This window comes from Hydrogenoanaerobacterium saccharovorans (genome assembly GCF_003814745.1).
GTDB lineage: Bacteria > Bacillota > Clostridia > Oscillospirales > Ruminococcaceae > Hydrogenoanaerobacterium > Hydrogenoanaerobacterium saccharovorans.
In genome coordinates, this window is record NZ_RKRD01000001.1 from 412775 (window position 1) to 432159 (window position 19385).

Consider the following 19385-nt stretch of genomic DNA (forward strand, 5'->3'; position numbering starts at 1 on the left):
ACAGCCTACGGCGCTCCCCGCCCGAAAGCCTGCCGATAGCGGTGTACTGCAAGTCAGAGGTGAACAAAAACTTCTCCATCATCTGCGATGCGGTGAGGGTGCCCTCGGGGGTTTGCACCTCGGCAGAAATATCCTTAATGTAGTCGATAGCACGCAAAGAGGGGTTCATTTCGTCGCACTCCTGCGCAAAATACCCGATGCGCACCGTATCGCCGATATCCACACTTCCGCTGTCGGGCGGCAGCATACCGCCGATCATTTTAAGTAGGGTGGATTTACCGCAGCCGTTTTCGCCAATAATGCCGATGCGGTCATCGCGCAGCAGGTTATAAGAAAAACCGCTGATGAGTGTACGGTCGCCATAAGCCTTTGTTATATTGTCAATCTCAATAATCTTTTTGCCCAAGCGTGAACTCATCGACGACATTTCCAGTTTATCTTCCGTTAGGTCTACCTTTTGTGCCGAAAGCTCGGCAAAACGGTTGACACGGAACTGTTGCTTGGTACTGCGGGCACGTGCGCCGCGCTGAATCCACTCCAATTCTTTTTTCAGCAGTGCCTGCCGCTTCCGCTCGCTCGCAGCAAGCATATCCTCGCGCTCTGCTTTCATCTCTAAATACTTGGAGTAATTTGCCTGATAACCATAAAGGCTGCCGCCCTGCAGTTCAACAATGCGGTTGGTAACACGGTCAAGAAAATAACGGTCGTGCGTTACCATAAGCAAGGCGCCTTTGTAACGTGCCAAAAAATCCTCTAGCCAGTCAACCATATCGTTGTCGATGTGGTTGGTAGGTTCGTCGAGCAGGAGCACCTCAACAGGGGTAACCAAAGCGCTTGCAAGCGCCACACGGCGTTTTTGCCCGCCCGAAAGCTGTTCCATCGGCTTATCAAAATCCGTGATGCCCAATTTATTTAAAATAGCCTTGCATTCGTATTGCTTGCCTTCGCGCTGCTGCTGTGCAATCCCATGCAATGTTTGTTCGAGTACGGTTGCCCCCTCTATGAACTCTGGGTTTTGGGGCAGATAGCCTACCCTCACGCCGCCTGCTTTGGTAATATCACCGCTGTCTGGGGCTTCAACACCGGCGATTATTTTAAGCAATGTGGATTTACCCGTGCCGTTTACACCGATGACACCCAGTTTTTCGCCCTCGCTGATGCTGAAACAGATATCTTTAAGCAATGTTTTTTCGCTGTAGCTTTTGCTGATTTTATCAGCGGTTAGTAATAACATAAATTAATATCCTCCGGATATGCTTTGAACTTATTACGTAGCCTATCCCTTACGGAAATAAGCATTTTTTGTAATGGGGGAATTTGCCGAACCGGTTTTTGGTGCAGGGCGTTTCCCTGAAGGTTTATGGCTGCGTGGTTTAGGGGCACGCGGCTCAGCCGGTAATGCGGTAGATGCTGCCCTGTTTTTGCCTTGTTTGCTGTTGCGTAGTCCGTCCTGCTTGCGGGGTGAATTTTTTTCTGCTTGGGTGGGCAATTTGCTTGTGCGTGCAGGGCGAGGAGGTCTTGCCTCTTTCGGAGGGATTTCAAAAACCATCATAGGATAGGGGTGGTCGGTAACAGCGGGAATATCGCGTTTAATGAGTTTTATAATACTCATTAGATATGGCTTTTCTTCGATATCACAAAACGATATCGCAGTACCTGATAGCCCTGCTCTGCCGGTGCGTCCAATACGGTGTACATAAGTTTCAGGTATGTTTGGCAGGTCAAAGTTGATAACATGCGAAAGTTCATCGATATCAATACCGCGTGCGGCGATATCGGTTGCAACCAATACACGAATGGTACCGTCTTTAAAGTTGGAGAGTGCAGTCTGGCGGGCACCTTGTGATTTGTCGCCATGAATTGCTGCTGCCTTAAAATTTGCTCTGGTGAGGTCGCGTACCACGCGGTCGGCCCCATGCTTTGTGCGTGTAAACACCAGCGCAGAGGTAATAGATGGATCTTTTAATAAATATTTCAAAAGCTCTCGTTTGTTTGCTTTGTCTACAAAATAAACGCTTTGTTCAATTTTATCCACGGTAGATGATACCGGTGTCACCGCCACTTTCACTGGGTCCACCAGCAAGGCTTGTACAATGTCGGTGATTTCAGGAGGCATGGTCGCCGAAAAAAGCAAATTCTGCTTTTTGCGCGGAGTTTGTGCAATCACTCGTTTTACGTCGTGGATAAAGCCCATATCCAGCATGCGGTCTGCTTCATCCAACACAAAAATTTCAATCTCTTTCAGGTTGATGATACCTTGGCTAATCAAGTCGTTGAGTCTGCCGGGTGTCGCAACGAGGATATCCACACCGCGTTTGAGTTTCTCTTCCTGCGGTTTTTGCGAAACTCCGCCGAAAATAACACAGCATCGCAGCTTTAGGTATGTGCCGTATGCCTCAAAACTTTCGTGGATTTGCAGTGCAAGCTCACGCGTGGGGGTTAAAATGAGCGCACGGATGTGCTGCAATTGCTTAGGGACAGATGTTTCGTTGAGTTTTTGCAATATGGGGATGGCGAACGCCGCAGTTTTGCCTGTACCGGTCTGAGCGCAGCCCACTACATCTCTGCCTGCCAGTACCGGAGGGATTGCCTGTGCCTGTATTGGCGTGGGTTCGGTGTAATTTTGGTTTTCCAATGCCCGTAAAATAGGTGCAATCAGTTTTAAATCTTTAAAATTCATGAATCTCCTTTATTTGTTCAGCAATACTCGCTGTTTAAGTAAATCATATTTGCATACATTACTATCATACCATATTTTTTCAAAATAAAAAAGTATAGCAAAAGCAATCTGTATGCATTAAAACAAGGATAATATTTACAAATGCAGAAGATTATACTATACTAATCTTAGCAGATTAAAGCAAAGATAACGAGGCAGAAAAAACGCGGTTGTGCCCAATAACCGCCGCTTATAACAAAAGCTTCGTCTTAAAGCAGAATTGTACAATTAAAAAGAGAAGCAGTTGGCAATAATAAAACTGTTTCTCTTTTTTGTTTGGGTATCTATTGGAGGAATGAAAATGGGTAGGATTTTAGAAAAAATGGAGCCAAAACAGATTGCACTGGATTTACTGTGTGATGTTGCATGCGGCATACTAAACGGTATTTCGGTTGCTATGTTCACTGCCCCAAATCGTATTGCGCCCGGAGGGGTTACCGGTATTGCAACTATCATTAATTTTCTGTTCGGCTTGCCTATCGGTACGGGTGCAATGCTCATCAATATCCCCCTTTTGCTGGTTGCTTATAAAATATTAGGTAGGCGTTTCACTCTGCTTACCCTCAAATCCACCTTTATTATGTCTTTATTTATCGATTTATGTGCCATGTTTTTACCGCCATATCAGGGTAATTTGCTTTTGGCTGCCATGTTTGGCGGTGCAACGGGCGGTATTGGCTTGGGGCTTGTTTTTATGCGCGGCAGTACAACAGGCGGTACTGATATTTTATGCAGACTTGCCAAGCTCAAATTCCCCCATATGCCCTTTGGCAAGGTACTTTTGGTTTTAGACGGATTTGTTATTGTGGCTGCGGCTGTGGTTTACCAAAATATCGAAAGTGCGCTCTATGCACTCGTCACCATCCTTGCATCATCAAAAATGATTGATATGATTTTGTATGGTTTGGATAAGGGCAAAGTGGTGTATGTTGTATCCGCTTGTAACCGAGAAATCGCAAAAGCAATTATCGAAGAAATGGACCGAAGTGCAACGCTTTTAAAATCGGTAGGTGCGTACTCGCAGAAAGACCAAGAAATGTTAATGTGTGCGGTACGCGATGACCAATACCCACTGCTTAAAAAAATTGTGCTGCAAATCGATAAAAACGCCTTTATGATTGTAGCGGATGCAGGTGAGATTTTGGGTGAAGGGTGGCGGGGAATTGATTCTGAAAAGATATAGACAGAGCACGCAGTTTTTCGCCCTGATGACAGCGGGAAAACAGATTTGCTAAAAACGGCTGATAAGTGCTAAAAAGGACGAATTTCACCTTTTTTTCTCTTTGTAAAAGTAATAACATAATGTTATAATCTTAACAAGCAAATAACTTACAACCCGTATAAAGTTATAAGTTGTCACTGCTGAGCATAAGATGTACATCGGTTCTTATATCATATAAAGGAGGTTTGAGGAAATGCGAACGGTTCTGTCGCAAGAGCTGTATCCGGTATTTTGGCTGATGCTCGGTATTACACTTGCCATTATAGAGGCAACAACCGTGCAGCTGGTGGCAATTTGGTTTTCGCTAGGTGCAGTTGTAACAATTATCCCTGCACTGATGGGTGCGCCTATGTGGGTACAATTGTTTGTATTTGTTGCGGTATCTGCATTGGCAATGCTGGGCACGCGCCCGTTTGTAAAGCGATTTTTAAGCGTAAAGCAAGAGCGCACAAACGCGGACAGAGTAATTGGGCAAACGGGTGTTGTTCTTGAAGAAATTGATAATGACAAAGCACAGGGCAGGGTAAGTGTGATGGGGTTGGATTGGTCTGCCCGATCGGTGGATAATACCGATATCCAAGCTGGTACCAAAGTGAGCATACTCGCCATAGAAGGCGTAAAGTTAATTGTACAAATAAAAAAGACCTCGGATAAAGAGGTACTTAAGGAGGAGTAGTAAATGCCTATTTTTGAATTATTCGGTAGTTTTATTGTACTTGCGGTGGTTTTTGTTATTTTAATCCTGATCGTTTCGTGCATCAAGATTGTTCCACAAGCGATGGTGTATGTTGTGGAAAGATTGGGTGCCTATCATTCAACTTGGGAGACAGGCATTCACTTTAAAGTTCCGTTTTTTGACCGTATTGCCAAAAAGGTATCGCTCAAAGAACAGGTAGTGGATTTTGCACCGCAGCCTGTAATTACAAAAGACAACGTTACGATGCAGATAGATACGGTGGTGTTCTTTCAAATAACCGATGCAAAGCTGTATACATATGGTGTTGAGCGCCCTTTATCTGCCATTGAAAACCTTTCCGCCACCACCCTGCGTAACATAATTGGTGAAATGGAACTGGATAGCACCCTTACCTCGCGCGATGTTATCAACACAAAAATTACCGCAACCCTAGATACCGCAACCGATAAATGGGGCATTAAGGTAAACCGTGTAGAGCTTAAAAACATCCTGCCCCCGCGTGAGATTCAGGACGCAATGGAAAAACAGATGAAAGCAGAACGTGAGCGTCGTGAGTCCATTCTCAGGGCAGAAGGCGAAAAACACAGCCAAATCTTGGTTGCAGAGGGCGAAAAAGAGTCGGCTATCCTGCGTGCGGAGGCAGAAAAAGAATCTGCCGTGCTTCGTGCCGAGGGTGTAAAAGAGCAAAAGATACGTGAGGCACAGGGTGAGGCAGAGGCAATTATTATGGTGCAAAAAGCATTTGCCGATTCGCTGAAAATGCTAAACGATGCAAACCCAAGCCAGCAGGTGCTCGCTATCAAGAGCCTTGAGGCATTTGCAAAAGCGGCAGACGGTAAAGCAACAAAAATTATCATCCCAAGCGAGATACAATCTATGGCAGGGCTGGTAACATCGCTAAAAGAAATTGCATCCGACAGTAAAACGGCACAATAAAAATCAATAAAAAAGGCGGTACAGAGCATTCTGTACCGCCTTTTGCTGTGCGTGTAGATGGTTGTATAAAGTTGGGTTTTATGTTAATGTTGAACCAAGAGAAAAAACCCAATGCATTTAGCTGTTTCTTTCCAGTTTTACCAAGTGGTTTTGCTGTGCAAATACATCTACGCTGTAAACAAACAGCACATCATCAAATTGGGCGGGGTTTACTATTTTAGTCAGCCCGCCGTTAATGTAACGCATATCTACCAGAGATATTTCGCTGTAATCTGCTGCAAAAAGCGGTGCCAGGCTGTGCGCATACGAGTCTTTAAAAACCAGCAGGCGCTTGCCGCTATTGCTCGCAGTGTGAATGGTTACAAGAGGCTGATTGGTGCCAAGAAAATAGGAGTATTTATCTTTTTGCGAGAGGAACTCTTGAAAATACAAGTTGGGGTAATTGGTGGTTTTTTTGCCGTCGTATACCGAAAAACCCGTAATTTTACCTATACTGTAAGTTTTAATGCTGTCGGGCAAAATATTTCGTACGCCGGATTTGGAATAGAGCGTACCGTTAAAACTGTCGCTGACTGTATCAATTTTAAAATCATCTGCTGTTTTAACAGGCAGCCCCATTACTTCGCATGCCTTTTGGTACGCTAAAAATGCACCGTCGGTTGTCCAGTGGTGGTCGGTACGGTAGTAGATGTAATCGTCTTTATGGGCGGTTAGTGTTTCAAAAAGCTTTACAGGTTTTACGGTGTCGCCCAGCTCTGTGCATACACGATCAACAAACCCTATCTGGTCCCAACTTTGTGCAAACAGGGGCAGCTTATGGGTTTGTATCGCTGCGGCACTGGGTACAAGCATCAGGTAAACAGGCTTGTTATATTGCTGTACAAATGCTTTTATGCCGCGAATATTTGCCTGTACAACATCATCCTTTGGTGTTTCAATATCCGCCATCAGCGCACCGTTGCAGATAAACACACCGTTGTTTTCACGCTTGCCAATAGAATACTCGAGGCTGCTTTGCATTGCAATCCAATGGTCTCGTCCTAGAAAATGGTCGTTGACGTACTCATCTATGCTTTGCATATATTTGCCGCTCAGTAATGTTTTCGTTGAGTAAACAGGCAAGCCGGCAAGGTAACGATTTTCCGATTCGGAGAAATTTTTGTTTGGCATAATTAAATTGAGTAGCACCGCCACCCCCCATAAGGGAGCGAGGATGCGGAAAAACAGTTTATCCATCTTCAAGCTCCAATTAACTTCATATTTAGTGCTGCCGCTGCCGATTAAAAGCGAAAATATAAAAACGGGTTGTATGTGCTGTTAACAAGGTAGGCAATGCATGCCGCAAACATAAATACATACCCAAGCGATGTGCCAACCAATACGGGCTTTCGTGTGCTGCATTCCAGCCGATTCAAAATCTTTTGAAATGCGGGTGTGGAGAAAAATGCAGCCAGTGCAAAAATCAACCCGTAACTCAGCAGATGGTACAGTGCCTGCATGTTGCAAAGCGGCACATTTTGCAAGCCGAACATGCCTGCAAAATAGGTACCCATCACGCTTAAATCTTCAAAGTAAAAAATTACCCAGCTTATAACAATGAGTAACAGGGTATAAATATGCTGCAAAACACGGGGCACTTTATGCCAAAAACGCAGCAGCACAAATTTTTCAATAATCAGGATTATCGCAAAGTACAGCCCCCAAAAAACAAAGTTCCACGAGGCACCATGCCAAAAACCGGTGAGTGCCCATACTACCAGCAAATTGCGCAGCTGCTTCAGCTTGCTGCAGCGGTTGCCGCCCATGGGGATGTAAACATAATCGCGGAACCACGCACCAAGGGTGATGTGCCACCTGCGCCAAAACTCTGTAATATTGCGTGAGATATAAGGATAGTTGAAGTTTTCATCAAAGGTAAGCCCGAAGATGCGTGCCAGACCGATTGCCATATCGGAGTAGCCGCTGAAATCGAAATAAATCTGAAAAGTATAGGCGATTATGCCAATCCAATACAGCAAAACCGAAGGTTCACCCGCGGTACCTGCTGAGATTTGGCTCCATAAAAAGCCGACGTTGTTTGCAATCAGCACCTTTTTGCCCAAACCAATCAAAAACCGTCTGGAACCGCGCGAAAAACTATCGGCAGTCAGCAAATGGTCATCCAGATCGTTTTCAACCGTAACGTACCGCACAATCGGCCCTGCAATAATTTGGGGGAACAACGTTGTGTAGGTAAGGTAGTTGTAATAGCTTTTTTCCGAATCGGTTGTTCCGCGGTAAACGTCGATGGCATAGGAGATAGACTGAAACGAGTTAAACGATACACCGATGGGCAAAATAATATTCGGCTCAGGGATGCCACCGCCCACCAATGCGTTCAGATTGCCCACAAAAAAGTTTGTATATTTGAAAAAGAGCAGAACACCCAGGTTGCTGCACACCGAAATGAGCATAAACAGGCGTTTTAGGCGCTTATTATCCGAATACTTGTCCATTAATCGTGCACAAACGTAATCTTCCACCGAAAGTGCCAGCATAACGGGGATAAACCGTATTTCGCCCCATGCATAAAACACCATGCTTGCCAGAAACATCACAAAATTTTTCAGTTTTTTCGGTGCGATGTAATAGAGGATGATGAGTGCGGGCAGATAGTAAAATAAAAAGGTGATGCTGCTGAAAACCATGTATTGTAACCTCCGATGGGTAATTTAATAAAGTTACTGCTAATCACAATCGCTCATACGGTAGCCCACACCCACTTCGGTAAGAATATAACGGGGCTCGGCAGGGTTTTTTTCAATTTTGCGGCGGATGTTCGCCATATTAACACGCAGAATTTGGTTGTCACCCGCGGCAAACGGCCCCCAAATTTGCTCTATAATGGTATCGTACGTCAAAACGCGGCCGGCATATCGGCTGAGCAGGGCAACAATTTTATATTCAATTTGCGTTAGGTGTACATCAACGCCGTCCACCGAAACCATCCGTTTTTCAAAATCAATTACAAAACCGCCTGTAGAAAAACGAATACTGGATGAGACATCGCCCGTTTCGGGCTTGATGCTGTGGCGTAAAGCCGTGCGGATGCGCGCGAGCAGTTCGGAAGTGCCGAACGGTTTGGTGATGTAATCATCCGCTCCCAGGTCGAGCGCTTCCACTTTTTCGCGCTCATACCCGCGTGCCGACACCACAATAATAGGTATGGTCGACCATTCACGAACCGCTTTAATTACCTCAAGCCCGTCCATATCGGGGAGGCCGAGGTCAAGCAGTACTACGTCGGGGCAGTGTGATGTAATCAAAGAAAGTGTCTCTCGTCCCGTTTCGGTTTTAATGGTGCGGTAACCGTTCGAAGTTAAAATTGTAGAGATAAAATTGCTGATGGCGCGTTCGTCCTCAACAATTAAAATAGTGACTTTATTCGCCATTATGGCTTCACCCCTTCATCTATCGGCAGAGTAAAGGTAAAAGATGCCCCGCCGCTTTGTTTGTTTGTCACAGTTATTTTTCCGCCATGTGCTCTTACAATCGAGTTACAGATAGAAAGCCCAATGCCCATCCCCCGTGAAGAATCGCTGCTGCGCTGCCCGCGTACTTCATAGCCCTCGAACAGATAAGGTATATCAGCCTGGCTGATGCCCTTGCCATGGTCGCGCACTTCAAATACGGCAAAATTTTCTTCGCGTGTAACGGTGAGCTCAATCGGTGCATCTTTGCCCGAATGTTTAATGGCATTTTCAAGCAAATTGATAATCACCTGTTCTATCAGTGTTGCATCCATCGGTACAAGCAAAAATTCATCGGGTACACGCACCTGCACCGTTTGCTTTGGAAAGCGCGACTTCACGCGTGTAATGGCGTCCGCTACAATTTCCTCCGCTGCCTCGGGCGATTTGCGAACCGTTGCATCACCCTCGCTGATGCGAGTTACCGAAAGCAGGTTTTCCACCATGCGAATCAGCCATTGCGAATCCTCACGGATATCATCAACGAGTTTATCGTGCGTTTGAGCATCCAGTTGGTCTTTATTTTCCAATATCGCAGAGCTTGCACCAAGAATACTTGTAAGCGGAGTTCGCAAATCATGTGAAATAGCGCGAAGCAAATTACTGCGCATTTTTTCTTTTTCAGATTCCACCAAGATTTTACGCTGTTTGTCAGAAAGATGCTGACGTTCGAGTGCCATAGCAATTTGAGACGCCATCATGTCCAAAAACGTCATTTGGTCGGGTTCGGGGACAGTGCCGTCATCGTACAGCAACCCCACTACCCCCAGCACCTGCTTTTGAGATACAACAGGCACGTACAGCCCATAGGCTTTGGTGCATACATCGGTTCCTGTGCCCGCATATTGGTTGTTGACAAAAACCCAATGCACCGCAAAACGCTCGTTGGATGATTGCAGAATCAGCTCTTGATTCGGGCTGGCACCTATGATTTTACCGGAGCATCCGCGCTGCGGATCATCGGTGTAAAAAATAATCGGACGATGAAAGATATCGTATAAACAATCCAGAGTAAGATGGATAATGTTATCCAGCCCTCGGGTTACCAGCAGCTGTTTACTGATTTCGTACAGCTTTTCGGTGCGCAATTCGCGCAAGGCAGATTGACGTGCCTGTTTTGTGATTTGCGCTGTCATAGCACTGGTGATAAGCGATACCAACAGCATGCTGATAAAGGTGATGGGGTAGCCAGCACGTGTAAAATCCAATGTGGAATAAGGAAAAGTGAAAAAAAAGTTTACTCCTATCACACCCGCTATCGATGCACAGATACCCCAGAAATATCCCGTTGTAATGCGCGAAACAAATACCACAGCTAAAATATAAATGACAATCATGCTTACGTTGTCAAAGCTTATAAAGAAACGGTGCAGTACAATGGATAGAATTGTTGCAGCAAGCAACACCAATAAAGTTTTTACTACATCATGCTGCATCCATTTTGGCAGCTTTTTATGGGTAAAAAAGCCTTTATGCTTGTTTGCCACGTTCAATCACCCACCCATCCGTTTGCTGTCTTAATAGAATTGGCTATCTTTATCCTTGTTAGACAAGGTAAGACCTTTACATCGATTATACCGTAAACACAGTTGTAAAGCAAAAGAAATGGGCATTAAGAAAGTGTTAAGAAAGGGTACGGGATATTGTCGAGTTTCGACAATCGTGTTACGATGATTTTACAAAAAAGATACAGAGAATTAACAAAAAGACAGGATTAAACAGGAGGAGAACTTTCTTGACCATTACGCTATCCGAATTTATCAGTCAAGCGGTATCCAACCCCCCATTGCTGATTACCATATTGCTTACCTTGGGCGTTATTATGGTAAACGGCTGGACAGACGCACCAAATGCAATTGCAACTTGCGTTTCTACCAGAGCAATGAGCCCGCGCAGTGCCATTATTATGGCGGCTATTTTTAATTTTTTTGGTGTATTGTTTATGACGATTGTGAATGCAACCGTTGCGCAAACCATTTACAATATGGTTGATTTTGGCGGCGACCCGCACGAAGCCTTGATTGCATTGTGTGCCGCATTATTTGCAATTGTAGCATGGGCAACGGCTGCCTGGGCATTCGGCATCCCTACCAGCGAAAGCCATGCGCTGATTGCAGGCGTTTCGGGTGCAGCGATTGCTTTGCACAATGGTTTTTCCGGTATCAACGGCGGTGAATGGGTAAAGGTACTCTATGGCTTGGGCCTTTCAACACTGCTTGGCTTTGTTATGGGCTGGGTTACCGTTAAGCTTACCGAGTTAATCTGCCGCAGGATGGACCGCAGAAAAACAAGCGGCTTCTTTCAAGGGGCGCAGGTTTGCGGCGGTGCTGCCATGGCATTTATGCATGGTGCACAGGATGGACAAAAGTTTATGGGCATTTTTATGCTGGGCATTTTTCTTGCAAAGGGGCAAGGCAACGTTACAAATTTTGTGATTCCCATTTGGATGATGATATTATGCTCGGCAGTGATGGGGCTTGGTACCTCCATCGGTGGTTACCGTATTATAAAAGCAGTGGGCATGGATATGGTAAAACTGGAGCAATATCAGGGCTTTTCGGCAGACCTTGCAGCAGCAGGCTGCCTGCTCATTTCTTCTCTTACCGGTGTACCGGTAAGCACAACTCACACAAAAACCACTGCAATTATGGGTGTGGGTGCTGCAAAACGGCTTTCTTCGGTTAACTGGGGCGTAGTAAACGAAATGGTGCTCACTTGGGTGCTTACATTTCCCGGCTGCGGATTAATCGGGTTTTTAATGGCGAAACTGTTTATTTGGATTTTTTAGTTTGAAAGGATAGAGTGGACATGAGCAGCAAAAAAGACTACAACTATTACGATATGTTTGTAAAAATGGTAGATTACTCCTGCCAATCGGCAGAAATTCTGCATAACTTGTTTACGAATTTTGATACCGAACAGTTGCAAGAGAAAATAGTAGAAATGCACAACTTAGAGCATGGTGCAGATATGTGCAAGCACGATATGATGAACAAGCTGGTACGCGAATTTATCACCCCCATTGAGCGCGAAGATATTATGGAGCTTGCACAGGAACTGGATGAAGTTACGGATAATATTGAGGATGTTTTGCTTCGTGTTTATATGTACAACATTACCACCATTCATCCCGAAGCGTTGGAATTCTCTAATGTGATTGTCAGCTGCTGTAAGGCACTGAAAAAGGCAATGGAGGAGTTCCATAACTTCCGCAAATCCACTACGGTGCAAACCAGTATCATCGAAATCAACCGTCTCGAAGAGGTTGGAGATAAGCTGTACACAGAATCGGTGCGCAAGCTGTATGTGAATTGCAAAGATCCGATTGAGATTATTGCATGGACAGAAACACTCGATCGTTTGGAAAAATGCTGCGATGCTTGCGAGCATGCGGCGAATGTGGTAGAAAGTGTTATTATGAAAAACTCGTAATTTTAAGGAGGGCGGCCTTGTGTCCTATCAAAGCAGGATGAGCCCCGGAAGGGTTCTTGTTTTGGGCTTTGCAGCTGTAATATTTACCGGTGCGTTACTATTGATGCTGCCTATTTCAGCAAACCCCGGTATGCATGTACATCCCGTAGATGCATTGTTTACCTCAACCAGTGCGGTTTGTGTTACCGGTTTGGTTACTGTTGATATGGGTGGCACCTTCTCTGTATTCGGCAGGGCAGTTGTGGCTGCGCTGATACAGGTAGGCGGGTTGGGCTTTACTTCTTTCGGTGTTCTTTTTATTTTGCTTGCAGGAAAAAACATTGGTTTGCGTGAGCGGATACTAGTAAAAGAAGCGATGAACCTTAACTCGTTAAACGGCATTGTTAAGCTGGTAAAATCGGTTTTAAAACTCACATTGGCAATTGAAGGTATAGGAATGCTGCTAAGCTTTCTTGTATTCTTAAAAAAATACTCACCTTTGGATGCGTTGGGGTTTGGTATTTTTCATTCGATATCGGCATTCAATAACGCAGGGTTTGATGTTTTTGGCGGATTCGATAATCTGCTGCCATATCAAAGCAATGTTTTGCTCAACCTTACCACCTGCGGTTTGATTATTTTAGGCGGTTTGGGTTTTACGGTAATCAAAGAGGTTTTGCATAAGCGCAGATGGCGTACACTGAGTATGAACAGCAAGATTGTATTGGTGATGACAGGCTCGTTGCTGCTCGCAGGTACATTGCTGCTCAAGGGTACTGAGGAAGTAACATGGCTTGGTGCATTCTTTCAAAGTACCGCAGCAAGAACCGCAGGCTTTTCTACTTACAATCTTGGCAAGTTTACCAATGCAGGGTTGTTTATCTTAATTATCTTAATGTTTATTGGTGCATCTCCCGGCTCCACCGGCGGCGGTATCAAAACCACAACCTTTTTTACAATGCTCAAAAGTATTTTCAGTATTGCTACCAACCGCGACTGCACGGCGTTTAAACGCCGGATACCCAACGAAAGTGTTGTGCGTGCATTTACACTTACTATTTTGGCATTGAGTGTCGTTTGCCTGAATACACTGTTGCTGTGCGTTTTTGAACCCCAGTATAGTTTGGTTCAGGTGCTGTTCGAAGTGGTATCTGCGTTCGGTACGGTTGGTTTATCCACCGGTATAACCCCTCATCTTACCGATATCAGTAAAATAATTTTGTCGTGTACTATGTTTTTTGGCAGATTGGGGCCACTGACGATTGCATGCGTGTGGTCGTATCATCCTCCATCTAATTTGCTCTACGCCGAAGAACGCATCACGATAGGATAGGAGTTTATATACTATGTTTAATTATCATAAACCAAGTATTCCATTTGGAATTATTGGCTTGGGCAGATTTGGATATGCCCTCGCCGAAACCCTTGCCCATTCAGGTAAAGAAGTATTGGTACTTGATAACAACGAAAACAAGATTCGCCAAATTCAAGAGCACGTGGGGCAGGCGTTTGTTACCCCATTGCTGGATAAAGCAACCTTGGAAGAATCGGGTATCCAGAACTGCGAGACAGTTGTAGTGTGTATTGGCGAACAGATTGAGGCAAGTATACTTACGGCACTCAATGTAATCGAACTGGGTGTACCTCGTGTAATTGCAAAGGCAATCAGTGCAGAGCATGGCAGAGTATTGCAGAAGATTGGTGCAGAAGTTGTTTACCCCGAAAAAGACATGGCAATACGTCTTGCAAGCAAGCTCACTACGTCACGTGCCCTCGATTATATTGAATTGAGTGAAAATTTCTCCATTTCTGAAATGAAACTAACGGCTAAGTTTGATGGCGTTACCATTATGGAAGCAAACTTGAGGAAAACATTTGGACTTAATATTATTGCAATTATTAAGGACGGCAAGACTGCAGTTGATATCACACCGGATATCGTACTGAGCGAAAGCGACCTGATTGTAGTGGTAGGCACAAAAGAGAATATTTCTAGGTTTGAAAAAGTTCTATCCGACTAAATGTATAGGGAGCAACCGCGTTGTTGACTTGTACTGAACCGGAAATAGAAAAGAACCCCCAATCGTAGTGTAAATGTTCTACGGTTGGGGGTATTTTGTTGCCAGAATAAAGAACGTGTAGTGGGTAGAGAATTTTTTTGAGGCGTATTCAGTTAAAAATAAAACTGACGCCGCTTATAAAACGGCGCCAGCTTGCGTACAACGAATCATATTCTACGAAACGCACTTATTTTTACTGTGTTTTTTATCTGTAATACTAAACTGCAATCAAATCATTGATTTCATTGCAGTACGTCCAGCTTTGCTACGCTGGATTTTGTGCAAACTCCTAATTTTTATAGGAGTTTAGTATAACAATCTTTGGGCACGGTTTTACAATATTTCTACTGTGTAAGCAATGGAATAGCTTTTGCCTGCGGGCAAAGTGATAACATATGGTTTATCGGAAAATTCTCCGTTGTCATTAGCGTCCGCAGAATGACCAACCCAAGGCTCAATGCATACATAAGGTGCATCGGAGTGTGGTTTGCTCCATATACCAAGCATAGGGAAGCCTGCATAGTTCATTTTTACGCCTTTGCCGGTGGCATTGTGTCGCAGTGCAACGCTCTGTGAGCGCAGCCCTTTAAATATCAGTGCATCGTCGTCAAACAGTTTGTGGTCAAGCGCAAGTACACGTGCGTTTTTAGCCAAAACTGTAGCTTTTTCAGGGTCAATCAGTCCATCTTCTGTGAGCATCATAGAGCACAGATCCTCAGCTTTTTCAAATTCAAGGGAATAATCCTCGAATTTTTCATTTTTGTGCAACGGGCACATAAAACCTGTATGAGCACCGATGCAGAACTGGATGGGGCGGTTGTCGGTGCAGTTTACAGTGTATTTGGTGGTAAATCCACTTGAAGTAAGCTCGTGGCGCACCAATAATTCAAAATGATACGGATATTGTGCAAGTGCTTGCGCATTATCGCGCAGGCGGAACACGATGTAATGCTCACCGGATTCTGCAACCTCAAAATCGGAGCGGCGCGCAAAGCCATGGCGTGCCATACGGTATGTGCCGCCTTCGATTTGAGCCTCATCATTTTTCAAACTGCCCACAATAGGGAACAGCAATGGATTGTGACCTGTCCAATAAGCAGGGTCGCCATTCCATATGTATTCCGTACCCGAATCATCACTGTAAGAAATTAGCTCAGCGCCACGGGTGTCTGCAACGGCAGTATTCCCATTAAATTTTAAATTGTATGTCATAACAATCATCCTTTCACCGGTGTTGCAATAAACAATATGGTTGTATCAGCATGAAAAGCGCTCTGCCGTTATTGCAGAGCGCTTTGTAATTTGATAAGACTAGTTAAAGATAACTTGCTCAGTTTCTTTATCGAACATATGCAGTTTGTTGTTATCAAATGCAATCTTGAGCACATCATCCGATTTAGCAGTAGAGCGAGAGGGCACTTTAGCAGTCAGCTTTTTGCCGGCACAATCAAGGTACAAATAAATCTCAGAGCCCATCATTTCGGCAATGTCAACTTTTGCCTCTACCACGCTGTGTTCTGCACTTTCAACAAATACAGGCTCATCGTGAATATTTTCAGGGCGGATACCTAAAACGATTTGTTTGTTGATATATTTATCAAGCTCTTTTGGTTCTGCTTTGCCTTTGGGGATAGCAATGGAATAACCCTCAAATTCTGCAAAATAGCCGTTGTCTTTTTTGGTGAGAACAGCATCGATAAAGTTCATTTGCGGAGAGCCGATAAAGCCCGCTACAAAGATATTGCAGGGTTTGTCGTAGAGGTTTTGAGGGGTATCTACCTGCTGTATAAAGCCGTCTTTCATAACAACAATACGGTCACCCATTGTCATAGCCTCGGTTTGGTCATGGGTAACGTAAACAAAAGTGGTACCCAGTCTCTTATGCAGCTTGGTAATTTCGGTTCTCATAGCGGTACGCAGTTTTGCGTCAAGGTTTGACAGAGGCTCGTCAAGCAAGAACACTGCCGGGTCACGAACCATTGCACGTCCCAAAGCAACACGCTGGCGCTGACCGCCCGAAAGAGCTTTTGGTTTACGGTTGAGCAGGTGCTCAATATCCAAAATTCTTGCCGCTTCTTCCACTTTTGTTTTAATCTCATCTTTAGGAACTTTACGCAGTTCCAAACCGAAAGCCATATTCTTAAATACGGTCATATGCGGATAAAGTGCATAGTTTTGGAACACCATAGCGATGTCACGGTCTTTAGGGGCAACGTCGTTCACCAGTTTGTCGCCAATGTACAGTTCGCCCTTTGTAATCTCTTCAAGGCCCGCAATCATACGTAATGTGGTGGATTTACCGCAGCCCGAAGGACCAACAAGGATGACAAACTCTTTGTCTTCAATCTCGAGATTAAAATCATTTACAGCGGTTACATCACCGGGGTAAATTTTAAAAATGTTTTTTAAACTAATACTTGCCATAGTTACACCTACTTCTTTCATTGTAATTTATTGACCTGTTGTGTTTTGTAAAAAAAGCCTGTATAATGGTGATAATCCTTATAAATCTATTGTAACTTGTTCAATACATCAATACAATGGTAATATATTGATATGAGGTGTAATATAGTGACCTCTTTTTTAAAATTGCCTTTTCCGCCTGCCGGTGTGGCGCGGGACGTTGTTTTATACCTAACAGGGATGGCAGACAACCATGCAGGTGATGCTGTATATGAGAAACAAATCAATCATGTTTTTTCGGATAGCGGGTGGTTGGTGCTCGCTGTATCTACAGGGAAAGGCAAGGTGACCGCCGGCAGCCAAATATACACCGTAAAACAAGGCGATTTGCTCATTGTACCCCTTGACAAAAAACTGGGGTATACAAGCGAGCTTTGTTTCAGCTGTGCCTTGTTAGGCGGTGATTTAACACAACGGTACCTCACGGCAGTTACCGAGCGTTTGGGGGTACAGTTTCACATCAATCTTCACAATTCTGTAGCGGGGATGTTGAGGCGCATATACAACAGCATCGAACTGGGTGCAGCGGTAGATGGATATTGGGGATGCGAAAAGGCATTTGCGTTGCTTATGGAGATTAGTGCGCTTGCAGACAAAGAAGAATCAATTAAAATTCCACTGCTGGTAGACCAAGCTGTGGAGTTGATTCGCACGCAATACGCTTATCTTTCGGGCATTGAAGAATTGGCGGATCGCTTGGGCGTATCCAAACACCACCTGATTCGTGAGTTTTCAGAGTATATCGGTACACCTCCGGGCAGATATCTTTCGGAAGTTCGGCTGGAGAATGCCAAGCTGCTGCTGCAAACCGGTAAATATACGCTCGAAACGGTAGCAGATATGGTCGGTTTTGCAGGCGCAAACTATTTTTGCAAGGTGTTTAAAAAGGCATTCGGTATGACGCCCACCGAGTACGCACAAAGCACGGCGCACCGCCGCCCCAACGGTGATGTTGATAAACTGGAGCAGATGTTTTATCTATAGACATCCGCACAAAGGAGTATATAAATATGAGTGAATACCGCCTTCGCCTCGCAAATACCGCTGATGCAAAGCAATTGCTGCAAATCTATGCCCCGTACGTTACCGATACCGCCATAACATTTGAATACGAAGTGCCGTCTTTGGCAGAGTTCCAGGGGCGTATTGCATCTGTTTTAAAAATATACCCTTATTTGGTGTGCGAAAACCAAGGTATACCTGTAGGATACGCCTATGCCTCGCCGTACCGTACACGTGCAGCTTACCAATGGGATGTGGAAACCTCTATCTACCTGCACCCCAACGCGCAAGGAAAAGGCATTGCAACGGCATTGTACGACGCACTGCTGAGTTTGCTTCAACTGCAGGGTGTACATAACGCTTATGCCTGTATCACTTACCCTAACGAGCGCAGCATACGCTTTCACAGCACCTACGGGTTTGATAAGATAGGCGTATTCCGTAAGGCAGGTTATAAGTTGGGCATGTGGCGAGATGTAATTTGGCTGGAAAAAGCACTGATGAGCCATCAAAATGATCCGCAGCCAGTCAAACCCATCAGCGAATTGGAGTCTCAAACAATACAGCAAATCCTAATGCAGGCGGAACAACGGCTAATTTAGTAAATTATATTGAGAGGATGAATTTTATGGTGATAACACGCAAATAGCCTCCTAAAAAATAAAAAGAACAAAATTTTAGGAGGCTACTTATGAATTTTAATAAAATAGACATAGAAAATTGGGCTAGAAAACCGTATTATGAGCATTTTATAAATAATATAAGATGTACCTTCAGCATGACAGTAAATATTGATATTACGGATTTACTTTTAGAACTCCATACTAAGGATATTAAGTTTTATCCCACTTTTCTTTATATGGTAACCAAGGTTGTAAATGCTCATCAAGAATTTCGCACTTGCTTTGATGAACAGGGGAACGTTGGCTATTGGCAAAGCATGATGCCCTGTTTTACTTTTTTTCATAACGATGACAAGACGTTCTCTAATCTATGGATAGAAAACTGCGAAAATTTTGCTGCGTTTTACTCATGCTATCTTGAAAACATGCAAAAATACGGTAATGTAAAAGATATTGTGGCAAGAAAAAATGTTCCACCGAATACATTCCCGGTTTCTTGCATACCATGGGCAAACTTTACGTCGTTTAATTTGAACATTTTTGCCGACGGTATGTACTTGTTGCCTATTATAACAGGTGGGAAATATTTTGAGCAGGAAGGTAGAACATTGTTGCCGGTTTCGTTACAGGTACACCACGCTGTATGCGATGGATACCATGCCAGCGTTTTTATGGACGAACTGCAAGAACAAGCTACGCAATGCAGGCAATGGCTTATTATAGAGTAATTGTAATTTGATTCA

17 protein-coding genes and 2 pseudogenes are annotated in these 19385 nt (G+C 44.4%); 10 read left to right on the forward strand and 9 right to left on the reverse strand.

The genetic code is table 11. From position 1 onward, the window contains the following. Position 1: 1 nt before the first annotated feature. The 3 genes and pseudogenes from EDD70_RS15320 to EDD70_RS01930 form a co-directional block, all read right to left on the reverse strand. Positions 2-316 (reverse strand): annotated as a pseudogene (locus tag EDD70_RS15320) (ATP-binding cassette domain-containing protein); the annotation flags it as partial. Positions 317-454: 138 nt separating this feature from the next. Next, a pseudogene (locus EDD70_RS15325) lies at positions 455-1234 on the reverse strand (ABC-F family ATP-binding cassette domain-containing protein); the annotation flags it as partial. A 42-nt stretch (positions 1235-1276) separates the two neighbouring features. Beyond that, a complete protein-coding gene (locus EDD70_RS01930; protein WP_092753541.1) occupies positions 1277-2680 on the reverse strand; it encodes a DEAD/DEAH box helicase in 1404 nt (467 codons plus the stop codon). A gap of 340 nt (positions 2681-3020) precedes the next feature. Between EDD70_RS01930 and EDD70_RS01935 the strand changes: the two genes are divergently transcribed. The 3 genes from EDD70_RS01935 to EDD70_RS01945 all read left to right on the forward strand — a co-directional run bounded on the left by EDD70_RS01935 (position 3021) and on the right by EDD70_RS01945 (position 5574). Continuing rightward, the gene (locus EDD70_RS01935; protein WP_162840858.1) at positions 3021-3902 is read left to right on the forward strand and encodes a YitT family protein; all 882 of its coding nucleotides are present in this window, start codon (positions 3021-3023) and stop codon (positions 3900-3902) included. 232 nt (positions 3903-4134) lie between these two features. Beyond that, the gene (locus EDD70_RS01940) at positions 4135-4617 is read left to right on the forward strand and encodes an NfeD family protein (protein ID WP_092753537.1); all 483 of its coding nucleotides are present in this window, start codon (positions 4135-4137) and stop codon (positions 4615-4617) included. A 3-nt stretch (positions 4618-4620) separates the two neighbouring features. Continuing rightward, the gene (locus EDD70_RS01945; protein ID WP_092753535.1) at positions 4621-5574 is read left to right on the forward strand and encodes an SPFH domain-containing protein; all 954 of its coding nucleotides are present in this window, start codon (positions 4621-4623) and stop codon (positions 5572-5574) included. Positions 5575-5691: 117 nt separating this feature from the next. Here the strand turns inward: EDD70_RS01945 and EDD70_RS01950 are convergent, their stop codons facing one another. From EDD70_RS01950 to EDD70_RS01965, 4 genes are read right to left on the reverse strand one after another with little or no spacing between them, the layout of a single operon-like run. Beyond that, positions 5692-6810: a DHHW family protein gene (locus EDD70_RS01950; RefSeq protein WP_092753533.1), complete on the reverse strand. Its 1119-nt coding sequence runs from the start codon at positions 6808-6810 to the stop codon at positions 5692-5694. A gap of 44 nt (positions 6811-6854) precedes the next feature. Beyond that, positions 6855-8261 (reverse strand): MBOAT family O-acyltransferase, encoded by a 1407-nt coding sequence (locus EDD70_RS01955; RefSeq protein WP_092753531.1) that lies wholly within the window; start codon positions 8259-8261, stop codon positions 6855-6857. 39 nt (positions 8262-8300) lie between these two features. After that, positions 8301-9005, reverse strand: coding sequence for a response regulator (locus EDD70_RS01960; RefSeq protein ID WP_092753529.1), 705 nt, complete (start codon positions 9003-9005; stop codon positions 8301-8303). After that, on the reverse strand, positions 9005-10570 hold the full coding sequence (locus EDD70_RS01965) for an ATP-binding protein (RefSeq protein ID WP_242943103.1): 1566 nt from the start codon (positions 10568-10570) through the stop codon (positions 9005-9007). The genes EDD70_RS01960 and EDD70_RS01965 overlap by 1 nt, the downstream gene beginning before the upstream one ends. A gap of 248 nt (positions 10571-10818) precedes the next feature. On the opposite strand from EDD70_RS01965, the gene EDD70_RS01970 reads away from it, so the two are divergent. From EDD70_RS01970 to EDD70_RS01985, 4 genes are read left to right on the forward strand one after another with little or no spacing between them, the layout of a single operon-like run. Next, complete coding sequence (locus EDD70_RS01970; RefSeq protein ID WP_092753527.1) at positions 10819-11871, forward strand: inorganic phosphate transporter; 1053 nt, start codon at positions 10819-10821, stop codon at positions 11869-11871. Between the two features lie 20 nt (positions 11872-11891). Next, positions 11892-12515 (forward strand): DUF47 domain-containing protein, encoded by a 624-nt coding sequence (locus tag EDD70_RS01975; RefSeq protein ID WP_092753525.1) that lies wholly within the window; start codon positions 11892-11894, stop codon positions 12513-12515. Positions 12516-12534: 19 nt separating this feature from the next. After that, positions 12535-13827, forward strand: a complete 1293-nt coding sequence (locus tag EDD70_RS01980) for a TrkH family potassium uptake protein (protein ID WP_423230118.1) — start codon at positions 12535-12537, stop codon at positions 13825-13827. Between the two features lie 13 nt (positions 13828-13840). Further along, positions 13841-14515 (forward strand): potassium channel family protein, encoded by a 675-nt coding sequence (locus EDD70_RS01985; RefSeq protein ID WP_092753523.1) that lies wholly within the window; start codon positions 13841-13843, stop codon positions 14513-14515. A gap of 372 nt (positions 14516-14887) precedes the next feature. Here EDD70_RS01985 and EDD70_RS01990 read toward each other — a convergent pair whose 3' ends face one another. Both EDD70_RS01990 and EDD70_RS01995 read right to left on the reverse strand, forming a co-directional pair. Beyond that, positions 14888-15766, reverse strand: coding sequence for an aldose 1-epimerase family protein (locus EDD70_RS01990; RefSeq protein WP_162840857.1), 879 nt, complete (start codon positions 15764-15766; stop codon positions 14888-14890). A gap of 99 nt (positions 15767-15865) precedes the next feature. Next, complete coding sequence (locus EDD70_RS01995) at positions 15866-16978, reverse strand: ABC transporter ATP-binding protein (protein WP_092753519.1); 1113 nt, start codon at positions 16976-16978, stop codon at positions 15866-15868. 147 nt (positions 16979-17125) lie between these two features. Here EDD70_RS01995 and EDD70_RS02000 point away from each other — a divergent pair, with 147 nt between their 5' ends. From EDD70_RS02000 to catA, 3 genes are all read left to right on the forward strand, one after another. Next, positions 17126-18001, forward strand: a complete 876-nt coding sequence (locus tag EDD70_RS02000; protein WP_162840856.1) for a helix-turn-helix domain-containing protein — start codon at positions 17126-17128, stop codon at positions 17999-18001. Between the two features lie 26 nt (positions 18002-18027). Further along, positions 18028-18621 carry a GNAT family N-acetyltransferase gene (locus EDD70_RS02005; protein ID WP_092753515.1) on the forward strand — a complete coding sequence of 198 codons (594 nt, stop codon included), beginning with the start codon at positions 18028-18030 and terminating at the stop codon, positions 18619-18621. Positions 18622-18710: 89 nt separating this feature from the next. Next, entirely contained in the window at positions 18711-19370 is a 660-nt protein-coding gene (gene catA, locus EDD70_RS02010) for a type A chloramphenicol O-acetyltransferase (RefSeq protein ID WP_092753513.1), read from the forward strand. Positions 19371-19385: the final 15 nt, after the last annotated feature.